Here is a 26,418-nt window from a genome sequence, read left to right as displayed (position 1 = left end):
GCCCGTCCGTTGACCGTCCCGGCCACGGCCGGTAGGGTCCGGCGGCCGCGCCGCGAGGCGCCCCGTCATGCGCATCTACCTCGACCACAACGCCACGACGCCGCTGCGACCCGAGGTCGCCGAGGCGATGGCGCGCGCGCTGCGCGACCTCTACGGCAACCCGAGCAGCGTCCACGCCGAAGGGGCACGGGCGCGCGCCGCCGTCGAGAAGGCGCGCGAGCAGGTGGCGGCGCTCGTCGGTGTACGACCCTCCGAGGTGGTATTCACGAGTGGCGCCAGCGAGGCGAACCACCTCGCGATCCACGGGATTGCGCGCGGGCCGGGGGCGCGGGGCCGCACCCTGGTCGCGAGCGCCGTCGAGCACCCCTCGGTCGCCGAGCCCCTGGTGGCGCTCGCAGGGGAGGGGTTCGGCATGGCGCAGGTGCCCGTGGACGGGGAGGGCCGCCTCGAGCTCGCGGCCCTCGACGCGGCGCTCGAGGCGAAGCCGGCGCTCTGCTCCTGCATCTGGGCGCAGAACGAGACGGGCGTCGTGTCGCCGATCGAGGCCGTCGCGGAGCGGTGTCGGATGCGAGGCGTCCCGTTCCACGCCGACGCCACCCAGGCCCTGGGGAAGCTCCCCGTGCGCCTCGATCGGGTGCCGGTGGACCTGCTCTCGGCCTCGGCCCACAAGCTCAACGGCCCGAAGGGGGTGGGCTTCCTGGTCGTGCGCGCCGGCTGGGAGCTCGAGCCCTGGCTGCGCGGTGGAGGGCAGGAGCGCGGGCGCCGCGGGGGCACCGTGAACGCGCCGGGGATCGTCGGGCTCGGCGTCGCGGCGGCGCTCGTTGCCGCGGAGCTTCCGGAGCGGGCGGCTGCCGCCGCGGCCCTGCGCGACCGGCTCTGGGACGGGATCGCCGCCAAGGTGCCGCGCGTGCGTCGCAACGGCGCGGGCGCGCCTCTGCTCCCGAATACGCTGAACGTCGAGCTCGCGGGCGTCCCCGCCGATCTGCTGGTCGAGGCGCTCGACGGGGAGGGCATCGCCGCCTCCGCCGGCGCGGCGTGCGCCTCGGGCGCGCTGCACGCCTCGACGGCCCTGCTCGCGATGGGCCGCACCCCGGCGCAGGCGCGCAGCGCGCTGCGCCTGAGCCTGGGCCTCGGCAACGACGCGGCCCAGGTGGAGCGCGTCCTGGCGCTCCTCCCGGACCTCGTGGCGCGCGTGCGCGCGGCCGGCGCCGGATCCCGGCCGTGAGCGCGCGCGTGCTCGTCGCGATGTCGGGTGGGGTCGATTCGTCGGTGGCGGCGGCGCTGCTCGTCGAGCAGGGCCACGAGGTGATCGGCGTGACGATGCGGCTCGCGGGCAGCGGCTCGCGCTGCTGCTCGCTCGACGACGTCGAGGACGCGCGCCGCGTCGCCCGGCGGCTCGGCATCCGCTTCTACGTCGCCGACTACGCCGACGACTTCCGCCGCGAAGTGATGGAGAGCTTCGCCGACGCCTACCTCGCGGGCCGGACGCCGATCCCCTGCGTCGCGTGCAACGGGCGCTTCAAGTTCCACCGGCTCGTCGCGCGTGCCCGCGCGCTCGGGGCTGACGCGGTGGCGACCGGCCACTACGCGCGCACCGAGCGCGATCCCGCCACCGGCGCGGTCGCGCTCCTGCGCGGCGCCGACCCGGCGAAGGACCAGTCCTACTTCCTCTTCGACCTCGGGCCCGCGCAGCTCGCGCACGCGCGCTTCCCCGTGGGCGTCCTCGACAAGGCCGAGGTGCGAGCCCGCGCCCGCGCGCTCGGGCTCGCCACCGCCGACAAGCCCGAGAGCATGGAGATCTGCTTCGTCCCGGACGGCGACTACGCCGCCGTCGTCGAGGCGCTGCGGCCGGGCGCGGCGCCGGGGCCGGGCGAGGTCGTCGACGAGGCGGGAAGGACCCTCGGCCGGCACCCCGGGGTCCACCGCTTCACGGTCGGCCAGCGCCGCGGGCTCGACGTGGCGCTCGGCCGGCGCGTCTACGTGAAGGCGCTCGACGCCGCGCGCAACCGCGTGGTGGTGGCGCCGCGCGAGGGGCTCGGGGCGGGGGGCGCGCGCCTCTCCGGCACGCGCTGGGTGGCCGGGGCGCCGCCGCCCGCGCCGGTGCGCGCGCAGGTGCGGGTGCGGCACCGCCACGCGGGTGCCGGGGCCTGCGTCGAGCCCGCGCCGGAAGGCGCGGCCACGGTCCGCTTCGACGCGCCCGTCGAGGCCGTGACCCCCGGGCAGGCCGCGGTCTTCTACGACGGCGAGCGCGTGCTCGGCGGCGGCTGGATCGAGGAGGCGCTCGCGTGAGCGGTCCGAGGAGCCCCGCGGAATGCCCGCCCGAACGGGCGCCGGGGAGCGGCCTCGCGCCGCCGCCGGCGCAGGCGGCGCTCGAGGCCCGGCTCGGACACCGCTTCGCGGAGGCGGCGCTGCTCGAGACCGCGCTCCAGCATCCCTCCTACGCCCACGAGCGCGACGGCACGCGCGGCTACGAGCGGCTCGAGTTCCTGGGCGACGCGGTGATCGGGCTCGCCGCCGCGCGGCTCCTCTTCGAAGCGCATCCGAGCTGGGAGGAGGGGCACCTGACGCGCGCCCGCGCGGCGCTCGTCAACACACGCGCGCTCGCCTCCTATGCGCGGGCGCTCGGGATCCCCGAGCACGTGCGCCTCGGTCGCACCGAGCGCAAGGCCGGCGTCGAGAAGGACTCGATCCTCGCGAACGTGCTCGAGGCGGTGGTCGGCGCCGTCTACCTGGACGGCGGGCTCGAGCCGGTCGTGGCCCTCGCGCGCCGCCTCTTCGCCGGGGCGCTGGCACCCGATTCCGACGCCTTCGCGGCCGATCCCAAGACGCGCTTCCAGGAGTGGGCGCACGCCACCCTGAAGACGACACCGCGCTACGTCGGGATCGGCGACAGCGGGATCGAGTCCGACGACGAGCGCTTCGCGGTCGAGGTGCGGCTCGAGGGCGAGGTCTGGGGGCGCGCGCAGGGGCGCACCAAGCGCGCGGCCGAGCGGGCGGCGGCGGAGCAGGCGCTGCGGCGGGCGCTGGCGGACGCATCCTGAGCACCGGGCCGGCGCACCGCGCGGGTGTCGTGGCGCTGCTCGGGCGCCCGAACGCCGGGAAGTCGACGCTCCTCAACCGGCTGCTCGGCGAGAAGCTCGCGATCGTGACCGCGCGGCCCCAGACGACGCGCAGCCGGCTGCTCGGGATCCTGCACCGCCCCGACGCCCAGCTCCTCCTCGTCGACACGCCGGGCTTCCTGGCGGGCGGAAGGCCGCTCGAATCGGCGATGCGCGCCGTGGCCGAGGAGGCGGCGCGCGACTGCGACGTGGCGCTGCTCCTGGTCGAGGCCCTCCGCGGCTGGGAGCCGCTCCACGACGGGTGGCTGGCACGGCTCGCCGCTCGCGCCACGCCCGTCCTGCTCGTCGCGACGCAGGGCGACCGGCCGGGGGCCGAGCGAGTGCCCTGGCCGCCTCCGGGCGTCGAGGGTGCTGCCGGTGCGCTGCGCGTGTCCGCCAGGACCGGCGCGGGCATCGACGCCCTGCTCGAGCAGCTCGTCCCGCTCCTGCCCGAGGCCCCCGCCTTCTACCCCGGCGAGGAGCTGACCGACCGCCCGCTCCGCTTCCTGGCGGCCGAGGCGGTGCGCGAGGCGGCCTTCGAGGCGCTCGCGCAGGAGCTGCCCTACCGGATCGCCGTCGAGGTGACGGACTTCGACGAGTCGGACCCCGCGCTCGTCCGGATCCGGGCCACGATCCTGGTCGAGCGGGCCTCGCAGAAGCGGATCGTGATCGGGGCGGGCGGCGGGCAGATCAAGGCGATCGGCATCCAGGCGCGCCGGGAGATCGAGCGCCTGGTCGGGCGGCAGGTCCACCTGGCCCTGTGGGTGAAGCCCGAGCCGGGCTGGGCCCGGAAGCCGAAGCGGCTGAAATCACTCGGCTATTGCTGATCGATCGGCCCCTCCGGTAACGTCCTCCGTCTGCCACCCCAGCCGGAGAGCGCCATGAGCAAGACCGAGGTCGTGATCTGCAGCGCCGTACGGACCCCGATCGGGTCGTTCCAGGGGGCGCTCTCGCCGCTCTCGGCCGCGGACCTGGGCGGTGTCGTCGTCGACGAGGCCGTGAAGCGCGCCGGTGCCAAGCGCGCCGACGTCGAGCGGGTGATCCTCGGCAACGTGCTCCCGGCCGGGATGGGCCAGGCGCCCGCGCGCCAGGCCGTGATCAAGGCGGGGCTCCCGGTGGGCGTCGGCGCGATCACGATCAACAAGGTCTGCGGCTCGGGCCTCCAGGCCATGATGTTCGCCCGCCGCGAGATCCTGGTCGGGGACGCGGAGGTGCTGGTCGCCGGCGGCATGGAGTCGATGACCAACGCGCCCTACTGCCTGCCCAAGGCGCGCAGCGGCTACCGGATGGGCAACGGCGAGATCGTCGACACGATGATCCACGACGGCCTCTGGGATCCCTACGACAACATGCACATGGGCAACTGCGGGGACATGGTCGCCGCCAAGTACGGCTTCACGCGCAAGGACCAGGATGCCTTCGCCACCGCGTCCTACCAGCGCGCCCAGGCCGCGCAGAAGGAGGGGCGCTTCAAGGAGGAGATCGTCCCCGTCACCGTGAAGGATCGCAAGGGCGAGACCCTCGTGGACGAGGACGAGGAGCCCAAGCGCGTGCAGCTCGACAAGATGGCGGGGCTGCGCCCGGCCTTCTCGAAAGAGGGCACCGTGACGGCCGCCAACGCCTCGACGCTGAACGACGGCGCCGCGGCGCTCCTGCTCACCTCGGCGGAGACGGCCAGGGCGCGCGGCTACCAGGTGCTGGCGCGGATCGTCGCCGATTCGACGGCGGCCGTGGAGCCCAAGTGGTTCACGATCGCGCCGGTCCACGCGCTGGCGAAGCTCTACGAGCGCACGAAGACGAAGCCGCTCGACTGGGACCTCTACGAGATCAACGAGGCCTTCTCCGGGGTCACGATGGCCGCGATGAAGGACCACGCGATCCCGCACGAGCGCGTGAACGTGCACGGCGGCGCGGTGTCGCTCGGCCACCCGATCGGCTGCTCGGGGGCGCGCGTCGTGGTGACGCTGCTCCACGCGCTGCGCCAGCAGGGCAAGAAGACGGGCATCGCAACCCTTTGCATCGGCGGCGGCGAGGCGGTCGCGATGGGCGTGGAGCTGGTCTAGCCATGACGCAGAAGTCGCTCGTGATCGGGGTGATCGGGACCGGCACCATGGGCTGCGGGATCGCGCAGGTGGCCGCCCAGTGCGGCTACCAGGTGCTGTTCCAGAACCGCAAGCAGGACTCGGTCGACAAGGGGCTCTCGAAGATCGACAAGGCGCTCTCGGGCCTGGCCGCGAAGGGCAAGCTCTCGACCGCGCAGGTGGAGGCCATCCAGGAGCACATCCGCGGGGTCGTGCCGCTCGAGGAGCTCAAGGCCTGCGACATCGTGCTCGAGTCGGCGCCCGAGGAGCTCGAGCTCAAGCGCGAGCTCTTCCAGAAGCTCGACGGGATCCTCGGCGAGGACGCGATCCTGGCCAGCAACACCTCGAGCCTCTCCATCACGAAGCTCGCGTCGTTCACGAAGCGGCCCGGGCACGTGGTGGGGATGCACTTCTTCAACCCCGTGCCGGCGATGAAGCTCGTCGAGATCGTGGCGGGCCTGAACACGGCCGACTCGACCCTCTCGCGCGTGCGCACGCTCGCCGAAGACCTCGGCAAGGTGCCGGTGGACGTGAAGGACGCGCCGGGCTTCGTCGTGAACCGGGTGCTCTTCCCGATGATCAACGAGGCCGCCTTCGCGCTCCAGGAGGGCGTCTCCGACGCCAAGGGCATCGACGAGTGCATGAAGCTCGGCTGCAACCACCCGATGGGGCCCCTGGCGCTGGCGGACCTGGTCGGCCTCGACGTCGTCTACGCGATCCTCGACAGCCTCTACACCGAGTACGGCGAGCCGCGCTACCGGCCCTGTCTCGAGATCAAGAAGCGGGTCGAGGCGGGCTGGCTCGGGCGCAAGACGGGCCGCGGGTTCTACCAGTACGGCGCGTAGGCGGTGCGTGCTCCGGCCGGCGTCGTCCTCTACGAGGTCGGCCCGCGCGACGGGCTCCAGAACGAGCCCGAGACGGTGCCGACCGGCGCCAAGGCCGCGTGGATCGCGCGGCTCGTGGGCGCGGGGCTGCGCCGCGTCGAGGTGACCTCCTTCGTCTCGCCGAAGTGGATCCCGCAGCTCGCCGACGCCGACGCCCTGTGCGCGCAGCTCCCGCGCGACACGGGCGCGGTGTTCAGCGCCCTCGTGCCGAACGAGGCCGGCTACGAGCGCTTCCGCGCGGCGCGGCTCCCGGTGGCGGCCTTCTTCGTGTCGGCGAGCGAGACCCACAACCGCAGGAACGTGAACCGCGGCATCGCCGAGCACCTCGAGCGCTTCCGGCCGGTGGCGGAGCGCGCGCGCGCGGAGGGCGTGCGGCTGCGCGCCTACGTCTCCACGGTCTGCGGCTGCCCCTACGAGGGGGACGTGGCGGTGGCGGCGGTGGTGGCGCTCGTCGAGCAGCTCCTGGCGCTCGGCGCGGACGAGATCTCGCTCGGCGACACGATCGGGGTGGGCCACCCCGCGCAGGTGCGCGCGCTGGTCGCCGCCGTGGCGGGCGCGGCGCCCCTCGAGCGGGTGGCGCTCCACCTGCACGACACCTGGGGGCGTGCCCTCGCCAACGTGCAGGCGGGCTACGAGGCGGGCGTGCGCACCTTCGACGCCTCGCTCGGGGGGCTCGGCGGCTGCCCCTACGCGCCGGGCGCGTCGGGCAACGTCGCGACCGAGGACGTCGTGGACCTCTTCGGGCGCGCCGGCATCGCAACCGGGGTGGACCTCGACGCGCTCGTGGACGCGAGCGCGTGGCTCGAGCAGGAGGTGCTGAGGCGGCCGCTTCCGGGCCGCGTGTTCCGCGCGAGGCTCGGGGCGAGGCAGCGCGCACGGGAGGAGCATTGAAGACCGGCGACGACGTGCGCAGCCGCCTCGAGCGGATCCGCAAGGGCGGAGAGCCGAAGTACCACGCCAAGGCGAGCGAGGAGGGCAAGCTCTTCTGCCGCGAGCGCCTCGCGCTCCTCCTCGACCCGGACTCCTTCGTCGAGGACGCCGCCTTCGCCAACAGCCTGGCCGGCGACCTGCCCGCCGACGGCGTCGTCACCGGCAGCGGGCGCGTCGCGGGCCGACCGGTGTGCGTGATGGCGAACGACTCGACGGTGAAGGCCGGCTCCTGGGGCTGGCGCACGGTCGAGAAGATCCTGCGCATCCAGGAGACGGCCGAGCGGCTGGCGGTGCCGCTGCTCTACCTCGTGGACTCGGCCGGCGCGCGCATCACCGACCAGATCCAGATGTTCCCGGGGCGCCGCGGCGCGGGGCGCATCTTTGCGAACCAGTGCCGGATGTCGGGCTACGTGCCGCAGCTCTGCCTGCTCTTCGGCCCCTCCGCGGCGGGCGGCGCCTACATCCCGGCCTTCTGCGACGTGCTCTTCATGGTCGAGGGCAACGCGAGCATGTACCTGGGCTCGCCGCGCATGGCCGAGATGGTGATCGGCCAGCAGACCACGCTCGAGGAGATGGGCGGGGCGCGCATGCACTGCAGCGTCTCGGGCCTCGGCGACTGGCTCGCGAAGGACGAGCGCGAGGCGATCGCGGCGGCCCGCGCCTGCCTCGCCTACCTGCCCCTGCGCGCCGGCGACCCGGCGCCGCGCGCCGAGGCGCGCCCGCCCGCGAAGGACCCGGCCGGCATCGAAGCCGCGATCCCGCGGGACGAGAACAAGCCCTTCGACGTGCGCGAGGTGATCGACCGCCTCGTCGACGCCGACTCCTGGTTCGAGCTGAAGCGGCTCTGGGCCGGCGAGCTCCTGACCGGCTTCGCGCGGATCGACGGCCGCGCGGTCGGCGTCCTCGCGAACCAGTCGAAGGTGAAGGGCGGCGTGCTCTTCGTGGACTCCGCCGACAAGGCGGCGCGCTTCATCGGCCTGTGCGACGCCTACGGACTCCCGCTCCTCTACCTGGCCGACGTGCCGGGCTTCATGATCGGCAAGCAGGTCGAGCGCCAGGGCATCATCCGGGCCGGCGCGAAGATGGTGCAGGCGGTGTCGGAGGCGAGCGTGCCGCGCATCTCCGTCGTGCTGCGCAAGGCCTACGGCGCCGGCCTCTATGCGATGTCGGGCCCGGGCTTCGCGCCCGACGTCTGCCTCGCGCTGCCCACCGCGATGATCGCCGTGATGGGCCCGGAGGCGGCCGTGAACGCCGTCTACTACAACAAGCTCCAGGCGATGCCCGAGGGCGAGCGCGCCGCGGCCGTCGAGAAGCTGCGCGCCGAGTACCGCGAGGACATCGACGTCGAGCGGCTCGCGAGCGAGCTCGTGATCGACGCGATCGTCGCGCCCGAGGCGCTGCGCGACGAGCTGGTGGCGCGCCTGGCCGGAATCGCCGGGCGCCCGCGCGACCCGGCGCTCCCGAAGCGGCGCGCGATCGTCCCGATGTAGCGGCCCGAAGCCAGGCGGGGCCAGGCGGGGGAGGGGCGGCTGGCGGCCGGTCGCGGCCCGTGCTAGCCAGTTGACGTGAGCTGGCAAACGAGTCCCCGGTCCGGACCGCGCGAGGAGCCGCTCCTGGCGATCGGCGAGGTCTGCGCGCGCACCGGCCTCTCCGCGCGCACGCTGCGCTACTACGAGGAGCTCGGGCTCCTGCCCGGCGTGCGCCGGCGCGCCGGCGGGCGGCGCGTCTACGGCGCCGAGCAGCTCGAGCGGCTGCGCTTCATCCAGCGCCTCCAGCTCCTCGGCCTCCCGCTCGCGGAGATCCGCGAGCTCGACGCCGTCCACGCGCTCGGGGGCTCGACCGCCGCCATGCTCGAGCGCCTCGACCAGCTCCTGGCCCGGCGCCTCGCGGAGCTCGACGGGCGGATCGCCGAGCTCGTGGACCTGCGCGACCAGATCGAGAAGTACCGCGCCCGCGCGGCCAGCCGGGCCGGCGCGCTGCGCGCGCGCAAGCGGGAGGCGCCGTGAGCGCCGCGCGCGTGCCCGAGGCGGGGGCCGCCCGGGGCCCCGTACGGGTCGTCACCGCGGCCTCGCTCTTCGACGGCCACGACGCGGCGATCCACATCGTGCGCCGGCTCCTCCAGGCGCAGGGTGCCGAGGTGATCCACCTCGGGCACGACCGCGCGGTGGAGGAGGTGGTCGGCGCGGCCGTCCAGGAGGACGCCCACGCGGTCGCGATCTCGTCCTACCAGGGCGGGCACATGGAGTTCTTCCGCTATCTCGTGGAGCGCCTGCGCGAAGCCGGTGCTGGACACGTGCGGGTGTATGGAGGCGGCGGCGGGACGATCACGCCGGCGGAAGCGGAGGCGCTCCACGCCGGCGGGGTCGCGCGCATCTTCGGCCCCGAGGACGGCCGCCGCCTCGGCCTCGAGGGCATGATCCGCGTGATCCTCGAGGAGGCCGCCCGGCGGCCGGCCGCCGACCCCGACGACTGCCTCGCGCGGCTCGCGCCGGGCGCGCCCGGGGCGGTGGCGCGGCTCGTGAGCTGGCTCGAGGAGCACGGCGCCGCGGGCGGCCCGCGCGTAGAGGCCGTGCGGCGCACCCTGGCGACGCGGCGGCGGCGCGCGCCGGCGCCGGTCGTGGGCTTCACGGGCACCGGCGGGGCCGGCAAGTCGAGCGTCGTGGACGAGGTGATCCGGCGCCTGCGCCGCGACCAGCCCGCGCTCACGATCGGCGCGCTGCTCGTCGATCCCACCCGCCGGCGCACGGGCGGCGCGCTCCTCGGCGACCGGATCCGGATGAACGCGATCGACGCGCCCGGGATCTTCGTGCGCTCGCTCGCCACGCGCCAGATGCACCTGGCGCTCTCGCAGGCCGTGCGCGACGCGCTGGCGGTGCTCCAGGCCGCCGACTTCGACCTCCTGCTGGTCGAGACCGCGGGCATCGGCCAGAGCGACTCCGAGGTGACCGAGCTCGCCGGCATCTCGGTCTACGTGATGACGCCCGAGTACGGCGCGCCCTCGCAGCTCGAGAAGATCGACATGCTCGACCTCGCGGACCTGGTCGTCCTGAACAAGGCCGACCGCTACGGCGCCGAGGACGCCCTGCGTGACGTGCGCAAGCAGTGGCGGCGCAACCACCCGGGCGCGGGCGCGGAGGTGCCGGTCTTCGCCACCGTCGCGAGCCGCTTCCAGGACCCCGGCTGCGAGCGCTTCTACCGCGCGCTCGCGGCCCGGCTCGAGGGCGCCGGGCTGCCGGCCGCCGGCGAGGAGGCGGATGCGCCCGGACCGGCGGCGCCGCTCCTGCCCGGCGCCCGGCGCCGCTACCTGGCGGAGATCGCCGAGACGGTGCGGGGCTACCGGGCCGCGAGCGAGGCCGCCGCCGAGCGGGCCGACGACGCCTGGGCCCTGGCGCGCGCCCTGCGCGCCCTCGGCGACGAGCCGCCCCCGGATCTGGCGCGCCTCCCCGAGGCGGCACTCGCCGACGCCGCCGCGGCGCCCGCGGTCGTGGCCCTGCGCCGCCGCTACGACGCCGCGCTCGCTGCGCTGCCGCCCGGCCTGCGCGAGGCGCTCGCCGCCTGGCCGGCCACCCGCGCGCGCTACGAGGCGGCCCGGCAGGCCTACGCCGTGCGCGAGCGCGCGATCGAGGTCGAGAACCAGGTCGAGACGCTCTCGGGCACGCGGCTCCCGCGCGTGGCGCTGCCGCGCGCCGGGAGCTGGGGCGCGCTCGCCCGCTACCTCGGCCAGGAGCACCTCCCCGGGTCCTTCCCCTTCACCGCCGGTGTCTTCCCCTTCAAGCGCGAGGACGAGGACCCGACCCGGATGTTCGCGGGCGAGGGCACGCCCGAGCGCACCAACCGCCGCTTCCACCTGCTGGCGGCGGGCACCGGCGTGGCGCGCCTCTCGACCGCCTTCGACAGCGTGACCCTCTACGGCCGCGACCCCGCCGAGCGGCCCGACATCTGGGGCAAGATCGGCAACTCCGGCGTGTCGGTCTGCACCGTCGACGACGCGAAGAAGCTCTACTCGGGCTTCGACCTGTGCCGGCCGAGCACCTCGGTCTCGATGACCATCAACGGCCCCGCGCCGATGGTGCTCGCCTTCTTCCTGAACGCCGCCATCGACCAGCAGGTGGAGCGCCACCTGCGCGCGACGGGGGCGCTCGACGCCGTGCGCGCGCGCTGTGCGGCGCAGGGCGCGCTGCCCGCCTACCAGGGCCCCTTGCCGGCGGGCCACGACGGCCTCGGCCTCGGCCTCCTCGGGATCCCCGGCGCCGAGGCGGTGGACGCGGAGACCTACGCGCGCATCCGCGCCGACGTCCTGCGCACCGTCCGCGGCACGGTCCAGGCCGACATCCTGAAGGAGGACCAGGCCCAGAACACCTGCATCTTCTCGACCGAGTTCGCGCTGCGCGCGATGGGTGACGTGCAGGCCTGGTTCGTCGAGTACGCGGTGCGCAACTTCTACTCGGTCTCGGTGTCGGGCTACCACATGGCCGAGGCCGGCGCGAACCCGATCACCCAGCTCGCCTTCACGCTGGCGAACGGCTTCACGCTCCTCGAGGTCTACCGCGCGCGCGGGCTCGCCGTCGACGACTTCGCGCCGAACTTCTCGTTCTTCTTCAGCAACGGGCTCGACGCCGAGTACACGGTGATCGGCCGGGTGGCGCGCCGGATCTGGGCCGTGGCCCTGCGCGAGCTCTACGGCGCCTCCGAGCGCAGCCAGAAGCTCAAGTACCACGTGCAGACCTCGGGCCGCTCGCTGCACGCCATGGAGATGGCCTTCAACGACATCCGCACGACCCTCCAGGCGCTCACCGCGATCGAGGACCACTGCAACAGCCTGCACACGAACGCCTACGACGAGGCGGTGACGACCCCCACCGAGGAGTCGGTGCGCCGGGCGCTCGCGATCCAGCTCGTCATCCACCGCGAGCTCGGCATCACGAAGAACGAGAATCCCCTGCAGGGCTCGCACGCGGTCGAGTGGCTGACCGACGCGGTCGAGGAGGCCGTGCTGCGCGAGTTCGAGCGGCTCTCGGAGCGCGGCGGGGTGCTCGGGGCCATGGAGACGCTCTACCAGCGCAGCCGGATCCAGGAGGAGAGCCTCCGCTACGAGGAGCGCAAGCACTCGGGCGCGCTGCCGGTCGTGGGGGTCAACACCTTCGTGGCGCCCGGCGCCGCGCCGCCCGCGCCACGGCCCGAGGCGCTCGTGCGCGCGAGCGACGACGAGAAGCGCCGCCAGCTCGCGGCGCTGCGCGCCTTCCATGCGCGCCACGCCGAGCGCGCTCCCGCCGCGCTGCGGCGCCTGCAGCAGGCCGCGGGCCGCGGCGGCAACGTCTTCGCCGAGCTGATGGAGACCGTGCAGGTCGCGAGCCTCGGCCAGATCAGCGACGCGCTCTTCGAGGTCGGCGGGCGCTACCGCCGCGCGATGTAGAGGCGCGCGCCGCCCTGCGGGTCGCCGGCCGCGGGGCCCGCGGGTCATCCTTCCCGGCAGCTCGGTTATCCTGCCCGGCCACGGAGGCTCCTGGCGATGTCGAACCCCCCGCAAACCGATCGCGAGCGCTGGCGCGCCCTGGCCGCCCGGGAGCTGCGCGGCAAGGACCCCGCCGGCCTCGCCTGGGAGACGCCCGAGGGCCTGCGCGTGGAGCCCCTCTACACGGCGGCCGACCTCGAGGGCCTCGAGCACCTCGGCGCGCTGCCCGGCCTGCCGCCCTACCTGCGCGGCGTGCGCGCCACCATGTACGCCAACCGCCCCTGGACGATCCGCCAGTACGGCGGCTTCTCGACCGCCGAGGAGACCAACGCCTTCTTCCGCAAGAACCTGGCCGGTGGCCAGCAGGGCCTCTCGGTGGCCTTCGACCTCGCCACCCATCGCGGCTACGACTCCGACCACCCGCGCGTGGTGGGCGACGTCGGCAAGGCCGGGGTCGCGATCGACTCGGTCGAGGACATGAAGCGGCTCTTCGACGGGATCCCGCTCGACCAGGTCACGGTCTCGATGACCATGAACGGCGCGGTCCTGCCCGTGATGGCCTGCTTCCTCGTGGCGGGCGAGGAGCAGGGCGTGCCGCGCGAGAAGCTCGCCGGCACGATCCAGAACGACATCCTGAAGGAGTTCATGGTCCGGAACACCTTCATCTACCCGCCCGGCCCGAGCATGCGCATCGTCGCCGACATCATCGAGTACACGGCACGGCACATGCCGAAGTTCAACTCGATCTCGATCAGCGGCTACCACATGCAGGAGGCGGGCGCGAACGCGGTGCTCGAGCTCGCGTTCACGATCGCCGACGGCCTCGAGTACGTGCGCGCGGCCCTCTCGAAGGGCCTCGCGATCGACGACTTCGCGCCGCGCCTGTCCTTCTTCTTCGCGATCGGCATGAACTTCTACATGGAGGTCGCGAAGCTGCGGGCGGCCCGCCTGCTGTGGGCGGAGACGATCGCGCCCTTCGCGCCGCAGAAGGCCGAGAGCGCGATGCTGCGCACCCACTGCCAGACCTCGGGGGCGAGCCTCACCTACCAGGACCCGCTCAACAACATCGTGCGCACCACCGTCGAGGCGATGGCCGCGGTCTTCGGCGGCACCCAGTCGCTGCACACCAACGCCTTCGACGAGGCCCTGGCGCTGCCCTCCGAGGCGAGCGCCCGGATCGCACGCAACACGCAGCTCATCCTCCAGGAGGAGACCGGGATCCCGGCGGTCGTGGACCCCTGGGGCGGCTCGTACTTCATGGAGTCGCTGACCGCGAGCCTGGCCGCCGAGGCGCGCCGCGTGATCGCGGAGGTGGAGGAGCTCGGCGGGATGGCGCGGGCGATCGACGCCGGCATGCCGAAGCTGCGCATCGAGGAGTGCGCGGCGCGCCGCCAGGCCCGCATCGACCGCGGCGAGGACACGGTGGTGGGCGTCAACAAGTACCTGGCGCCCGGCGCCGAGGCCGAGCTCGACCTGCTCGAGATCGACAACAGCGCGGTGCGCGAGGCACAGGGGAAGCGCCTCGCCGCCACCCGCGCCGCCCGCGACGGCGCAGCGGTGCAGCGCGCGCTCGCGGCGCTCGAAGAGGCGGGGCGGAGCGGGAAGGGCAACCTCCTCGCGCTGGCGGTCGAGGCGGCGCGTGCCCGCGCGACGCTCGGCGAGATCTCGGAGGCGCTCGAGCGGGTCTACGGGCGACACCGCCCCGAGACCCGTACGATCTCGGGCGTGTACGCCGGGGTGTCGAGCGGGGACGCGGAGTTCGACGGCGCGCGCGCCGAGGTCGAGGCCTTCGCCGCAGCCGAGGGCCGCCGCCCGCGCATGCTGGTCTCCAAGCTCGGCCAGGACGGGCACGACCGCGGCATGAAGGTGATCGCGAGCGCCTTCGCGGACCTGGGCTTCGACGTGGACATCGGGCCGCTCTTCCAGATGCCCGAGGAGGCGGCGCGCCAGGCGGTCGAGAACGACGTGCACGTGGTCGGCGTCTCGACCCAGGCCGGCGGACACAAGACGCTGATCCCCCAGCTCGTGGCGGCGCTGCGCGCGCAGGGGGCGGCCGAGGTCGTGGTGGTGGCGGGCGGTGTGATCCCGCCGAAGGACGTGCCGGCGCTCGAGGCGGCTGGCGTCGCGGCGGTCTTCGGGCCCGGCACGCCGATCCCGAAGGCGGCGCGCGAGGTGCTGCGCCAGATCCGCGCGCGCCGCGCATGAAGGTGGACGAGCGCGCCGTCGCCGAGCACCGCGACGGCGTGCGGCGCGGCGACCGGCGGCTGCTGGCCAAGACCATCACCCTGCTCGAGAGCCGGCGGGCCGACCACGCCGCGCTCGGCGAGGCGGTCCTCGAGGCGCTCGTGCCCGACACCGGCGCGGCGGTGCGGATCGGCGTCACCGGCACGCCCGGGGTCGGCAAGAGCTCCTTCATCGAGGCCTTCGGGCTGCACCTGACGGGGCTCGGCAAGCGCGTGGCCGTGCTCGCCGTCGATCCGTCGAGCCCGCGCAGCGGCGGCAGCATCCTCGGCGACAAGACGCGCATGGAGCGGCTCGCGCACGACGAGCGCGCCTTCATCCGGCCCTCGCCCTCGGGCGGCTCGCTCGGCGGCGTCGCCCACCGCACGCGCGAGGCGCTGCTCCTGTGCGAGGCGGCCGGCTTCGAGGTGACGCTCGTCGAGACGGTCGGGGTCGGCCAGTCGGAGGCGGCCGTGGCCTCGATGGTCGACTTCTTCGGCGTGCTCCTCCAGCCGGGCGCGGGCGACGAGCTCCAGGGCATGAAGAAGGGCGTGCTCGAGCTGGCCGACGCGCTGATCGTGAACAAGGCCGACGGCGAGCTCCTGCCCGCGGCGAAGCGCGCGCGCGTCGCCTACCAGCACGCGCTCGACCTGCTGCGGCCGGCCTCGCCGCACTGGCGGCCGCCGGTCCTGCTCGCGAGCGCGGCCACGGGCGCGGGGATCGGCGCGGTCTGGGAGACGGTGCTCGCGCACCGCGCGGCGCTCGAGGCGAGCGGCGAGCTCGGGGCCCGCCGCCGCGAGCAGGCGCGCGCGTGGCTCTGGGCGCTCGTCGGAGAAGGCCTCGAGCACGCCCTCCGCGAGCACCCGGCCGTGGCGCGGGCGATCCCGCGCCTCGAGGCGGAGGTGCAGGATCGCAAGACCACCCCGGCGGCCGCCGCCCGCGCGCTCCTCGCCGCCTTCACCGGCCGCGAGCGCTGAGCCCGCGGGTGGCCCCGCGGGGCCTGCCGGCGGCAACGGCAGGCTTCACCGGCCTGCCCGTCGTGCCGATGGAGGATCCCAGGAGGGGCCGCGGCCCGCAGGCGGTTGCGCCCCCGATGGCGGAAGACACGCATGGTCCAGATCAACATGGCCGCCCGGGAGATCACCCTGAAGGTGGTCTACTACGGCCCGGCGCTGTCCGGGAAGACCACGAACCTCCAGCAGCTCCACGCGCTGATCGACCCGGCGTCGCGCGGCAAGATGGTGACGCTCGATACCGCGGACGACCGCACCCTCTACTTCGACTTCCTCCCGATCCAGTTCGGCACCGGCAAGGGCGTGTCGGTGAAGATCAAGCTCTTCACGGTGCCCGGGCAGGTCATGCACAAGTCCACGCGCAAGGTCGTGCTGGCGGGCGCCGACGCGGTCGCCTTCGTCGCGGACTCCCAGCGCTCGTGCGCGAGCGCCAACGCCTACTCGTGGCGCGACATGGAGGCGAACCTGCGCGCCAACGGGATCGACTTCGACGGGATCCCCAAGGTCGTGCAGTTCAACAAGCGCGACCTGCCCGACGTGAAGCCGCTCGCCGAGATCCGCAAGGCCTGGGCCGACATCCCGACCTACCCGGCCGTCGCCGCCCGCGGCGAGGGCGTGATCGAGACCTTCCGCGAGCTCCTGCGCCGCCTCTACCGCCACCTCGAGCAGAAGCACCAGCTCGTGCGGAACTTCGGGATCACCGAGGACGAGTTCCTGGCGGGCGTCTTCAAGAACGTCGCCCGCACCGAGAGCGAAGGCGCCGCCGCCGCGGGGTAGCCGCGAGCCGAGCCCGCGCCGGGGCCCGAGCCGCGAGCGCCCCGCCGAGGCCCGAGCCGGGGGCGCCTGCCGCGCCGCCCTTTGACTCCCAAGTCGAACGCTGATAGCTTCCGCTGCGCCGATTTCCCGTGGGGAGCGCAACGACGGAACCGCCGTGGCGGTCCGTACGCGAGGTTGCTCACGATGCCGGCCCACCCGATGTCGCCCACGCCTCCCGGCTCCGCTCCGACCTACCGCCTGAAGCCCCGGCGCGTCCCGCCGGAGTGGGCGGACGTGATCGTGCCCGTCGAGCGCGGGATCGCCGAGATCCGCGCCGGCCGCATGATCATCCTCACCGACGACGAGGACCGCGAGAACGAGGGCGACCTGTGCATGGCCGCCGAGTGCGTGACGCCCGAGGCCATCAACTTCATGGCGCGCCACGGCCGGGGCCTGATCTGCCTGCCGCTCACCGAGGAGCGCATCCGCGAGCTGCGGCTGCCGATGATGGTCCCCGACCAGGACAACACCACCGCCTTCGGGACCGCCTTCACGATCTCGATCGAGGCACGCCACGGTGTCACCACCGGCATCTCGGCGGCCGACCGCGCGCGCACGATCCAGGTCGCGATCGACGACGACAGCAAGCCCCACGACCTCTCGCGCCCGGGCCACGTCTTCCCGCTGCGCGCGCGCGACGGCGGGGTCCTGCGGCGGGCGGGCCAGACCGAGGGGGCGGTCGACCTGGCGCGCCTCGCCGGCCGCAAGCCCGCCGGCGTGATCTGCGAGATCATGAAGGACGACGGCTCGATGGCGCGCATGCCGGACCTGGTCGAGGTGGCACGCGCCCACGGCCTCGTGATCGTGACCGTCGCGGACCTGATCGAGTACCGGCTGCGCAACGAGAAGCTCGTGCGGCGCGTGGCCGAGGCCGAGCTCCCGACCTCGATCGCCGGGCCCTGGCAGACCTTCGTCTACGAGAACGACATCGACCACGTGGATCACATGGCGCTCGTGAAGGGCACGATCGGGCCCGACGACGAGGTGCTGGTGCGCGTCCACAGCGAGTGCCTGACGGGCGACGCCTTCGGCTCGATGCGCTGCGACTGCGGCGAGCAGCTCCACGCCGCGATGAAGATGATCGAGAGCGAGGGCCGCGGCGTGATCCTGTACATGCGCCAGGAGGGCCGTGGGATCGGGCTCAAGAACAAGATCCGTGCCTACGCGCTCCAGGACCAGGAGGGGCTCGACACGGTGGACGCCAACGAGCGGCTCGGCTTCCCGCCGGACCTGCGCGACTACGGCGTCGGCGCCCAGATCCTGGTAGACCTCGGGGTGCGGCGCATGCGCCTCATCACCAACAACCCGGGCAAGCGCGCCGGCATCGAGGGCTACGGCCTCACGATCGTCGAGCGCGTGCCGCTCGAGATCGCGCCCAACGAGAAGAACTACGAGTACCTGCGCACGAAGAAGGAGCGGCTCGGCCACCTGCTCCACCTGATGAGCTGAGGGCCGCCCCGCCCGTTTCGCGTCCGCCACCACCAACCCGGTAGAGGCCCCATGTTCGACAGCGTCCAGGACGTCCAGAAGCAGCTCGAGAAGCAGGGCTACATCTGCGACAAGCGCATCGCCACCGTCGTGTTCCTCGCCCACCGGCTCGAGAAGCCGATCCTGGTCGAAGGCCCGGCGGGCGTCGGCAAGACCGAGCTCGCGAAGGTCGTGGCTGCCGCCACCGGCCGCGAGCTGATCCGCCTCCAGTGCTACGAGGGCCTCGACGAGGCCAAGGCCCTCTACGAGTGGGAGTACTCGAAGCAGCTCCTCTACACCCAGATCCTGAAGGAGAAGATCGGCGAGGTGATGGCGGGCACGAAGAGCCTGCGCGAGGCCGCCGAGCGGGTCGGGCAGCAGGACAGCGTCTTCTTCTCGGACCAGTTCGTGGTGCCGCGCCCGCTCCTCCACGCGATCACCACCGACGCGCCCTGCGCGCTGCTGATCGACGAGGTGGACAAGTCCGACCCCGAGTTCGAGGCCTTCCTGCTCGAGGTGCTCTCGGACTTCCAGGTGACGGTGCCCGAGATCGGCACCTTCGCCGCCAAGCACCGCCCGCTCGTCTTCCTCACCTCGAACGACGCCCGTGAGATGAGCGACGCCCTCAAGCGCCGCTGCCTGCACCTGTGGATCGACTACCCGAGCGAGGCCGTCGAGCTGAAGATCCTCGCGACCAAGGTGCCCGGGATCGACCGCAAGCTGGCCGAGGACCTCGTCACGATGATGCAGCGGCTGCGCCAGGTGGACCTCAAGAAGACGCCCTCGATCGCGGAGACGATCGACTGGGCGCGGGCGCTGCTCGCGCTCAACGCCGAGAGCCTCGGCGAGGAGGTCGTGAAGGACACCATGAGCGTGATCCTGAAGTACGAGGCGGACATCCGGAAGGCGCAGCAGGAGCTGTCCCGCATGATGGCGGCGCGCCCGCCCGCCGCGGCGCCGGGAGCGGCGCCCGGCGCCGCCCCGCCCGCGGGCAGCGGGCCGGCCACGCCTGCCAAGAAGGGCACGCTGCACTAGTGTCCTGTGTCGGAAGTTCGCCGTCGAAGTCTCGAGCCGTCGCGGGCGGCTGGGTGTGCACCGAGATCGCGGCTACGGGCCGCTCGCAAGGCGCGCGACCGAGTCATGGCCGTCGCCATGGGGAGGGAGCGCAACGCTGCGAGCGGCCCGTAGCCGCGATCGAATGCAGGCGAACTTCCGAGACAGGGCACTAGCGACGCGGCCCGCGGAGTCGAGCGCGTGCAACGCAAGATCGTCGAGTTCGCGAACCTGCTGCGCAAGAGCGGGCTGCGCGTGTCGGTGGCGGAGGCGATCGACGCCTTCGCGGCCCTCGACGAGCTCTCGATCGACGATCGCGAGGTGTTCCGCGACGCGCTGCGCGCCTCGCTGGTGAAGCGCGGCGACGACGTCGCCACCTACGACCAGCTCTTCGACCTCTACTGGTCGGGCTTCCACGACAACCTGAAGCACGCCTTCGAGCAGGCGGCCGGGGCGCTCGCCACCGACGGGATCGACATGGAGCAGTTGCTCCAGAAGATCCGCGAGATGCTCGAGAGCGGACAGGTGCCGGAAGGGGAGGTGGACCTCTCGGACCTGGCGCGGGCGCTGCTCACCGGCGACCTCTCGGAGCTCGAGCAGATGATCCGCGCCGCCGCCGCCCAGAGCGGCGTCGCGCGGATCGAGAACATGCTCCAGATCGGCTTCTTCGGCCGCCGGACGCTCGAGGCGATGAACGCCGAGGGCGCCACCCGCGAGCTGCGCGACCTGGCCGCGCGCCTGCGCGCCGCCGGGATGGGCGACGCCGAGGCCGAGGCGATCGGGCGGCTCGCCGAGCGCTTCTTCGAGGCGCTGCGCCAGAGCGTGCGCAGCTACATGGAGCGCGAGCTCCAGACCCGGAACTTCGACTACATGGAGAAGTTCCGCCGTGAGGCGCTCTTCGAGAAGAGCTTCTACAGCCTCACGGAGGAGGAGATCGCGCGGATGCGCGAGGTGGTGAACCGCCTCGCCCAGCGCATCAAGAACGTGATGTCGATCCGCCGCCGGCGGCTCAAGAAGGGCAAGCTCGACCTCCACACCATGCTGCGCCGCAACATGGCGCGCGGCGGGGTGCCCTTCGAGCTGGTGTTCAAGGAGCGGCGCAAGGACCGCCCGAAGCTCGTGATCCTCTGCGACGTCTCGTCGTCGGTCGCGAACGTCTCGCGTTTCATGCTGCAGTTCGTCTACAGCCTCCAGGAGTGCTTCACGAAGATCCGCAGCTTCGTCTTCGTGGCGGAGCTCGGCGAGGTGACCCAGGTCTTCCACGACCACGAGGTGGGCAAGGCGATCGAGGAGGCGCTCGAGGGCGGGGGCGTCATCAACGTCTACACGCGCTCGAACTTCGGGATGGCCTTCCACACCTTCTGGCGCGACTACCTGAACGCGATCGACGCCAAGACCACCGTGCTCGTGCTCGGCGACGCCCGCAACAACTACAACGACCCGAAGGCCTGGTGCCTGCGCGACGTGCACGCCAAGGCCAAGAACGTGATCTGGCTGAACCCCGAGAGCCCGAGCGCCTGGGGCTTCGGCGACAGCGTGATGGACAAGTACCTCCCCTACACGAGCGTCGCCGAGGAATGCCGCAACCTCCGCCAGCTCTCCAAGGTCGTCGACAAGCTCGTGCTCTGATCCGATCTCGACTCCCACCGCCGATCTCTTGCACCGTTGCGCATTCGATCACCGGGGACCGTCCCGCCCTGCCGAAACGAGACGCCCCGCCGGAGCCGGGGCTCGGGCGGGGCGTCGTACAGGGGGGAGTGGCGGTGGATAGATGATGGGGGGTGAGAGGTTGGACATTTCGTGTCGAAATGCCATATCCACCGCCGCTCCGTAACCTGAGTGAATCGTTGTCTGGGCGACCTCTCTCTGGCAACGAACGCAGTATGCCTGCGGTCACATCGCCGTGTCAAACATGATTTGTCGATCGCTGCATTTCGTTCGCGCGGACGGGCGGGAGAAGCCTCGGAGCCCCGCGGGGTCCTGGCCGTCGCAGCGCTTGGCAGGCCCCGACCCCGTCGGATAGGTTCGGCCCGCCCATGGCCGAAAAGCGCTTCGCGATCCGCACCTTCGGGTGCCAGATGAACGCCCACGACTCGGAGAAGGTCGCGAACCTCCTGCTCCACGCGGGCTGGGCTGCGGCCGGCGGCGCCGAGGCGGCGGATCTCCTGGTGGTCAACACCTGCTCCGTCCGCGAGAAGGCGGAGCACAAGCTCTACAGCGACCTCGGCCTCCTGCGGCGGTGGAAGGAGGAGCAGCCGGGCCGCCTCGTCGGGGTCGGCGGCTGCGTGGCCCAGCAGGAGGGCGATCTCCTCCTGGCCCGGTTCCCGCAGGTCGACTTCGTCTTCGGCACCCACAACCTGCGGCTCGTCCCGGCGCTCGCCGACGCCGCCCTGGCCGGCCAGCGCCGCGCGGAGACGGGCGAGCAGCGCGATCTCGCCCGCTTCGACCTGCCGGGCCGCCACCCGGCCCTCTCGAGCGAGACCCCGGGCCGCGCCTTCGTCACGGTGATGGAAGGCTGCGACATGTTCTGCAGCTTCTGCATCGTCCCCCACACGCGCGGCCGCGAGATCAGCCGGCCGGCCGAGGCGATCGTGCGCGAGGTGGAGGCGCTGGCGGCGGGCGGGGTGGTCGAGGTGACCCTGCTCGGGCAGACCGTGAACGCCTACGGCCGCCACGACCGGCGGCGGGGCCACGCGGAGCGCACGGGCACCGTCGCCTTCGCCGAGCTCCTGCACCGCCTCGATGCCGTCCCGGGTCTGCGCCGGCTCCGCTACACGAGCCCCCACCCGATCTTCTTCGACGACGCCCTGATCGCGGCCCACGGCGCGCTCGCGACCCTCCAGCCGCACGTCCACCTGCCGGCCCAGAGCGGCTCGGATGCGGTCCTGGCCCGCATGCGACGCCGCTATCGCGCCGACGACGTGCGCGCGCTCGCCGCCCGGCTGCGCGCCGCCAGGCCGGACCTCGTCCTGACGACGGACCTGATCGTGGGCTTCCCGGGCGAGAGCGAGCGCGACTTCGAGGACACCCTGGCGCTCGTGCGCGACGTGGGCTTCGTCGACGCGTACTCGTTCAAGTACTCGCCGCGCCCCGGCACGGCCGCCGCCGCCGGCGAGAGCGAGGGCTCCGTTCCGGCCGGGGAGGCCCAGGCCCGCCTCGAGGCCCTCCAGGCGCTCCAGCGCGGGCTCACGATCGCCTACCACCGGGGCCGGGTGGGCTCGCGCACGGAGGTGCTCGTCGAGGGCCCGAGCCGGAAGGGCGGGGGGCTCCAGGGCCGCGACCCCCAGCACCGGATCGTCCACCTCGAGGCGGAGCCGGGGGCCGGCGGCGACCCGGGGCCCCGGACGGGCCCGGGGGCGCTCGTGGAGGTCCGGATCGCCGAGGCCACTCCCCATTCCCTCCTGGGGACCCCCTGCGCCCCCGGAGCCTCCGGGGAGCTTCCCGAGCCGCCCCGCGCCTTCCTTTCAGGAGCTGCCGCCTCCGGCCGATGAGGAGGGGCGACGCGTCCTCCCCGCCCGGCCCTCCCGGCCGGGACGGCGGGCGCGCGTCCGAGAGGCGGCATGGCCAAGGCGCGCATCCTCGCGGTCGACGACCAGCGCTACTTCCGCGTGTACCTCGAGGACCTGCTCGAGCAGCAGGGCTACGAGGTGCGCACGGCGGGCGCCGGCGAGGAGGCGCTCCACCTGCTCGAGCGCGAGGCCTTCGACGTGCTGGTGACGGACCTGGTGATGCCGGGCCTCTCCGGCGCGGAGCTCGTCGAGCGGGTGAAGGCCCGCTGGCCCGAGCAGGACGTGGTGGTCGTGACCAGCGTCGGCGACGTGCGCACTGCGGTGGAAGCGATGCGGGCCGGCGCCAGCGACTACCTGCTGAAGCCCCTCGACGCCTCGCTCCTCAACCGCTCCCTCGAGCAGATCCTCCAGCGCCGCCGGCTCCGCCAGGAGCACGCGTCGCTCATGGCGGAGAACCTCGAGTACCTGGGCGTCCTCTCGCTCTACGAGCGCACCCTGGCCCTGTTCTCGACGCTCTCGCTCGAGCCCCTCGCCGATCGCATCGTCGAGGGCCTGTGCCTGGAGACCCGGGCCGAGGGCGGCGTCGTCTGGCTCGCGCGCGCCGACGATCCCGCGCGCCTGCGGCTCGCGGCCACCCGCGGCCTCGTGGAGGTCGCGCGCGAGCCCGAGGAGATCGCGCTCGACTCCCTGCCGCCGGGCCTCGAGCCGCTGCAGACGCCCGACGGGATGCCCTTCGAACGGCCCGGCGAGGGGGACGCGAGCCCGGCGCTGGTCGTGCCCTTCCGCCACGAGGGCCGCCTGCTCGGCTTCGCGCGCCTCACCGACAAGCTCGCCGCGGCGCCCTTCGAGGACCGCGACCACCTCGTCGCCGAGCGCTTCGCGGTCTCGGCCGCGATCGCGGTCGCCAACGCGCTGCGCTTCCGCGCGCTCGAGCACCGCTCCTTCCGCGACCCGCTCACCAAGGCCTACACCTGCGCCTTCTTCGACGACGTGGTGCGCAACGAGATCCGCAAGGCGAACCGCTTCGGGCGCGCCTTCTCGCTGCTCGAGGTCGAGCTCTCCGGGCTCGCCGAGTTCCGGCGCGAGATGGTGGACGCCGACTTCGCCGCCTGGCTCGAGCGCTTCGCCTTCCAGGTGGGCCGCGTGCTGCGCACGACGGACCTCCTGGCGGCCGAGAGCGAGAGCCGCTTCGCGATCCTGCTGCCCGAGACCGACGCGCTGGGCGCGGCCGTCCTGAAGCGGCGCATCGGCGAGGTGCTGGAGCGCGGCGAGCTCCTGGCCCGCGACGCCGGGCCCCGCCCGCGCCTGGTGCTGGCGGCCGCGAGCTACCCGGTGGACGGCACCCAGCTCGAGGAGCTCGAGCGCACGCTCGGCGCGCGCCTCGCCGAGGATCGCGAGAGCCTCGTGCACGCGCTCGGCCTCGAGCACAAGCCCTTCCCGATCCTGCTCGACGCGCTGGCCGGCCGCGGCGAGCCGCTCCCGGCCGAGGCCTTCGAGCAGGTCGTGCGCTTCGTGATCGCGGAGGTCGAGCGGCGCGCCACCGAGCGGGGGATCCTGTGCATCTCGCCGGGCCCGTCGCTGCTCCACGTGGTCCGCGACGGCCTCGCGCGCCTCGACCCCGCCGCGACGCGCACGGAGCTCGTGGTCGTCACCGACGGCCGCGCCGAGGCGCTCGCGGGCGTGCCCGTCACCTGCGTCGCGCCGCAGCAGATCGGCTCGCGGCGCCCCTTCCTCCTCTACTACGCCGAGGGGCCCGCCTACGCGCTGGTCGGCGAGCCCGGCGCCGCGGGCGACGCCGCGAACCTCTTCCAGACCGCCGACCGGGTGCTCGTCGAGCACCTGGCGTTCCAGCTCCAGCGGGCGCTCGGCGTCCCGATCGCGCGCTAGGAGGGCCTCCGTGAGCCGCCTCGTCGTCGTCGCCGACGCGAACCCGGACCGGGCCGACAGGATCCGCGAGGCCTGCGCCGTGCGCGGCTACGCGACGCGTGCGGTCGCGAACGGGGCGGATGCGCTCGAGGCCTGCGTCGCCGAGGTGCCCGAGGTGCTGGTCACGGTCGGCGCCCTGTCGCTGATCGAGGCCGGCAAGCTGGTCGAGATCCTGCGTACGAATCCGCGCACGCGGCGCGTGCGCTTCGTCTTCGTGGCCGACAGCGAGCACCTGCCGCCGGGCGAGTGGGGCGCGGTGCACCTGCCGCTCGACGCCGACCCCGACGAGGTGGGCGAGCGCGTGGCGGAGCTGACGGCGCGCAGCTCCGAGCTCGACGCGATGATGCGCGAGTCGCGCGAGGAGGTGGAGGGCCGGCTCTCGCAGATCCCGCTCGCGGACCTCCTCCAGCTCTTCCACCTGAACCGGCGCAGCGGCACCTTCGAGCTGCGCCGGCGCACGCCCGACGGGCGCGGCGAGCGGGGCCGCGTCCACCTGCACGAGGGCGACGTCGTGCAGGCCGTGACGGGGCCCGTGGACGGCGAGAAGGCGCTCTTCCGCCTGCTCACCTGGGGCGAGGGCAGCTTCGCCTTCCGGCCCGAGCCGATCACGCTCCCGCCGCGCATCACCGCCACCACGCGCGCGCTCCTGATGGAGGGCATGCGCCAGCTCGACGAGTGGCGCCGCCAGCGCGCCGAGCTGCCGTCGCTCGACGCCCACGTGAGCCTGCGCGTGCGCAGCGGCGCGCTGCCGAGCGTCGTGCACCCCCTGACGCAGGAGGTGCTCCTCCTGCTCGAGCTCTACAGCCAGGTGGGCGAGGTGGTGGACCACTCCTCCTACCCCGACTACCAGGTGCTCCGCACCCTCCAGACGCTCGTGCAGCGCGGCATCGTCGAGGTCCGCGCCGGCGCGCCGGTGCCGCCGCCCGACGCGGGCCTGTTCCGCGCCACCCAGATCCGGCGCGTGCGCGAGTGGCTGGGCGCGCGCGGCGGCGTCCAGCGCGACGGCAAGCTCCTGATCGCCTCCGCGAGCGCCGCCGCCACCCGCGACTTCCTGCGCGTCCTGCGCGCCGTTCCCGGCCTGGTGCCGCACCCGCGCATGGCCGACGGGATCCCCGCCCACGCGCTCGCCCCGATTGCGCGCCTGCGGCTCGAGGACGACCTCGGGATCGAGCTCGTGCACGTGCCGACGAGCGACGGCTACGCGCCGCTCTGGCCCCTGGCGGGTCACGGCGCGATCGGGACGATGCTGCTCCTCGACGGCCCGGTCGCCGAGGGCGTGGCCGCCCTGCGCCCGCTCGGCGAGGCCCTGCGCTCGCTGCCGCGCTCGCGCCTCCTGCACCTGCTCCTGGTGCGGCCCGGCGAGGCGGACCTCGCCGAGGAGATGCGCCGCAACCTCGAGTGGATGGAGGAGTCCACCCTCTTCCTGCTCCCGCTCGAGGGCCGGCGCGACCCGCTCGACCTGCTGCGCGGCGCGTTCTCGAGGCTGCTCCCGTGAGCGGCGACGCGCTCAAGGGCTTCCTGCCCTTCGCAGACCTCTCCGAGGGCGAGCGCGCCGAGATCGCGGAGCTGCTCGAGGAGCGGAGCCTCTCGCCCGGCGAGACGCTGTTCGTGGAGGGCGACGACGCCGACGCGATGGTGCTCGTGGCCGAGGGCAGCGTGCAGGTCGAGAGCCGCCGCACCCGCGAGTCGGCGAGCCTCGGGCCGGGGACGGTCCTGGGCGGCCTCGCGCTCTTCGCGGTCGGGGCTCGCGAGACGAGCGCCACCGGCGCCGACCGGGCGGAGGTGCTGCTGCTGCGCCGGGAGGACTTCCTGCGCCTCGCCGAGGACAGCCCGCGCACCGCCTGCCGGGTCGCGATGGCCCTGTCGGCCGAGCTGGCCGCGACGCTGCGCGGCGCGCTCGGCTCGCTGCCCGCCGTTTCGGTTGACCCCATCCACGGGGCCGAGTAGACTGCGCGCCAGCTCGGACCCC

The 26,418-nt window shown here is 73.7% G+C and carries 20 protein-coding genes; all 20 read left to right on the top strand.

Annotated features, from left to right (window positions below; all coding sequences use genetic code 11):
- Positions 1-67: 67 nt before the first annotated feature.
- The 20 genes from OZ948_00715 (at position 68) to OZ948_00620 (ending at position 26,396) form a co-directional block, all read left to right on the top strand.
- Positions 68-1,225 carry a cysteine desulfurase family protein gene (locus OZ948_00715; protein ID MEB2343245.1) on the top strand — a complete coding sequence of 386 codons (1,158 nt, stop codon included), beginning with the start codon at positions 68-70 and terminating at the stop codon, positions 1,223-1,225.
- Entirely contained in the window at positions 1,222-2,289 is a 1,068-nt protein-coding gene (mnmA, locus tag OZ948_00710) for a tRNA 2-thiouridine(34) synthase MnmA (protein MEB2343244.1), read from the top strand. Before OZ948_00715 ends, mnmA begins: the two co-directional genes overlap by 4 nt.
- Positions 2,286-3,041 (top strand): ribonuclease III, encoded by a 756-nt coding sequence (gene rnc / locus OZ948_00705; GenBank protein MEB2343243.1) that lies wholly within the window; start codon positions 2,286-2,288, stop codon positions 3,039-3,041. Before mnmA ends, rnc begins: the two co-directional genes overlap by 4 nt.
- Positions 2,951-3,925 carry a GTPase Era gene (gene era / locus OZ948_00700; GenBank protein MEB2343242.1) on the top strand — a complete coding sequence of 325 codons (975 nt, stop codon included), beginning with the start codon at positions 2,951-2,953 and terminating at the stop codon, positions 3,923-3,925. The genes rnc and era overlap by 91 nt, the downstream gene beginning before the upstream one ends.
- Positions 3,926-3,979: 54 nt before the next feature.
- A complete protein-coding gene (locus tag OZ948_00695; GenBank protein MEB2343241.1) occupies positions 3,980-5,161 on the top strand; it encodes a thiolase family protein in 1,182 nt (393 codons plus the stop codon).
- A 2-nt stretch (positions 5,162-5,163) separates the two neighbouring features.
- Positions 5,164-6,024, top strand: a complete 861-nt coding sequence (locus tag OZ948_00690; protein MEB2343240.1) for a 3-hydroxyacyl-CoA dehydrogenase NAD-binding domain-containing protein — start codon at positions 5,164-5,166, stop codon at positions 6,022-6,024.
- Between the two features lie 3 nt (positions 6,025-6,027).
- Complete coding sequence (locus OZ948_00685) at positions 6,028-6,954, top strand: hydroxymethylglutaryl-CoA lyase (GenBank protein MEB2343239.1); 927 nt, start codon at positions 6,028-6,030, stop codon at positions 6,952-6,954.
- Positions 6,951-8,483, top strand: a complete 1,533-nt coding sequence (locus OZ948_00680) for an acyl-CoA carboxylase subunit beta (GenBank protein ID MEB2343238.1) — start codon at positions 6,951-6,953, stop codon at positions 8,481-8,483. The genes OZ948_00685 and OZ948_00680 overlap by 4 nt, the downstream gene beginning before the upstream one ends.
- Positions 8,484-8,558: 75 nt before the next feature.
- Complete coding sequence (locus tag OZ948_00675; GenBank protein MEB2343237.1) at positions 8,559-8,999, top strand: MerR family transcriptional regulator; 441 nt, start codon at positions 8,559-8,561, stop codon at positions 8,997-8,999.
- A complete protein-coding gene (locus tag OZ948_00670) occupies positions 8,996-12,406 on the top strand; it encodes a methylmalonyl-CoA mutase family protein (GenBank protein MEB2343236.1) in 3,411 nt (1,136 codons plus the stop codon). The genes OZ948_00675 and OZ948_00670 overlap by 4 nt, the downstream gene beginning before the upstream one ends.
- Before the next feature lie 96 nt (positions 12,407-12,502).
- Positions 12,503-14,650 (top strand): methylmalonyl-CoA mutase, encoded by a 2,148-nt coding sequence (gene scpA / locus OZ948_00665; GenBank protein ID MEB2343235.1) that lies wholly within the window; start codon positions 12,503-12,505, stop codon positions 14,648-14,650.
- Complete coding sequence (meaB, locus tag OZ948_00660; protein ID MEB2343234.1) at positions 14,647-15,642, top strand: methylmalonyl Co-A mutase-associated GTPase MeaB; 996 nt, start codon at positions 14,647-14,649, stop codon at positions 15,640-15,642. The genes scpA and meaB overlap by 4 nt, the downstream gene beginning before the upstream one ends.
- A 132-nt stretch (positions 15,643-15,774) precedes the next feature.
- The gene (locus tag OZ948_00655; GenBank protein MEB2343233.1) at positions 15,775-16,455 is read left to right on the top strand and encodes an MglA protein; all 681 of its coding nucleotides are present in this window, start codon (positions 15,775-15,777) and stop codon (positions 16,453-16,455) included.
- A gap of 273 nt (positions 16,456-16,728) precedes the next feature.
- Complete coding sequence (locus OZ948_00650) at positions 16,729-17,943, top strand: bifunctional 3,4-dihydroxy-2-butanone-4-phosphate synthase/GTP cyclohydrolase II (protein MEB2343232.1); 1,215 nt, start codon at positions 16,729-16,731, stop codon at positions 17,941-17,943.
- A 51-nt stretch (positions 17,944-17,994) separates the two neighbouring features.
- A complete protein-coding gene (locus tag OZ948_00645) occupies positions 17,995-18,996 on the top strand; it encodes a MoxR family ATPase (protein MEB2343231.1) in 1,002 nt (333 codons plus the stop codon).
- 219 nt (positions 18,997-19,215) lie between these two features.
- The gene (locus tag OZ948_00640; GenBank protein MEB2343230.1) at positions 19,216-20,643 is read left to right on the top strand and encodes a VWA domain-containing protein; all 1,428 of its coding nucleotides are present in this window, start codon (positions 19,216-19,218) and stop codon (positions 20,641-20,643) included.
- Between the two features lie 407 nt (positions 20,644-21,050).
- Positions 21,051-22,505, top strand: coding sequence for a tRNA (N6-isopentenyl adenosine(37)-C2)-methylthiotransferase MiaB (gene miaB, locus OZ948_00635; GenBank protein MEB2343229.1), 1,455 nt, complete (start codon positions 21,051-21,053; stop codon positions 22,503-22,505).
- Positions 22,506-22,574: 69 nt separating this feature from the next.
- A complete protein-coding gene (locus OZ948_00630; GenBank protein MEB2343228.1) occupies positions 22,575-24,410 on the top strand; it encodes a response regulator in 1,836 nt (611 codons plus the stop codon).
- Between the two features lie 10 nt (positions 24,411-24,420).
- Entirely contained in the window at positions 24,421-25,944 is a 1,524-nt protein-coding gene (locus OZ948_00625) for a DUF4388 domain-containing protein (protein MEB2343227.1), read from the top strand.
- Positions 25,941-26,396 carry a cyclic nucleotide-binding domain-containing protein gene (locus OZ948_00620; protein MEB2343226.1) on the top strand — a complete coding sequence of 152 codons (456 nt, stop codon included), beginning with the start codon at positions 25,941-25,943 and terminating at the stop codon, positions 26,394-26,396. Before OZ948_00625 ends, OZ948_00620 begins: the two co-directional genes overlap by 4 nt.
- The last annotated feature ends 22 nt before the right edge of the window (positions 26,397-26,418 follow it).

It is taken from the genome of Deltaproteobacteria bacterium (genome assembly GCA_035063765.1).
Classification (GTDB): domain Bacteria; phylum Myxococcota_A; class UBA9160; order UBA9160; family PR03; genus CAADGG01.
Note: the sequence above shows the minus strand (reverse complement) of the source record. Positions and strands in the feature narration are given on the sequence as shown.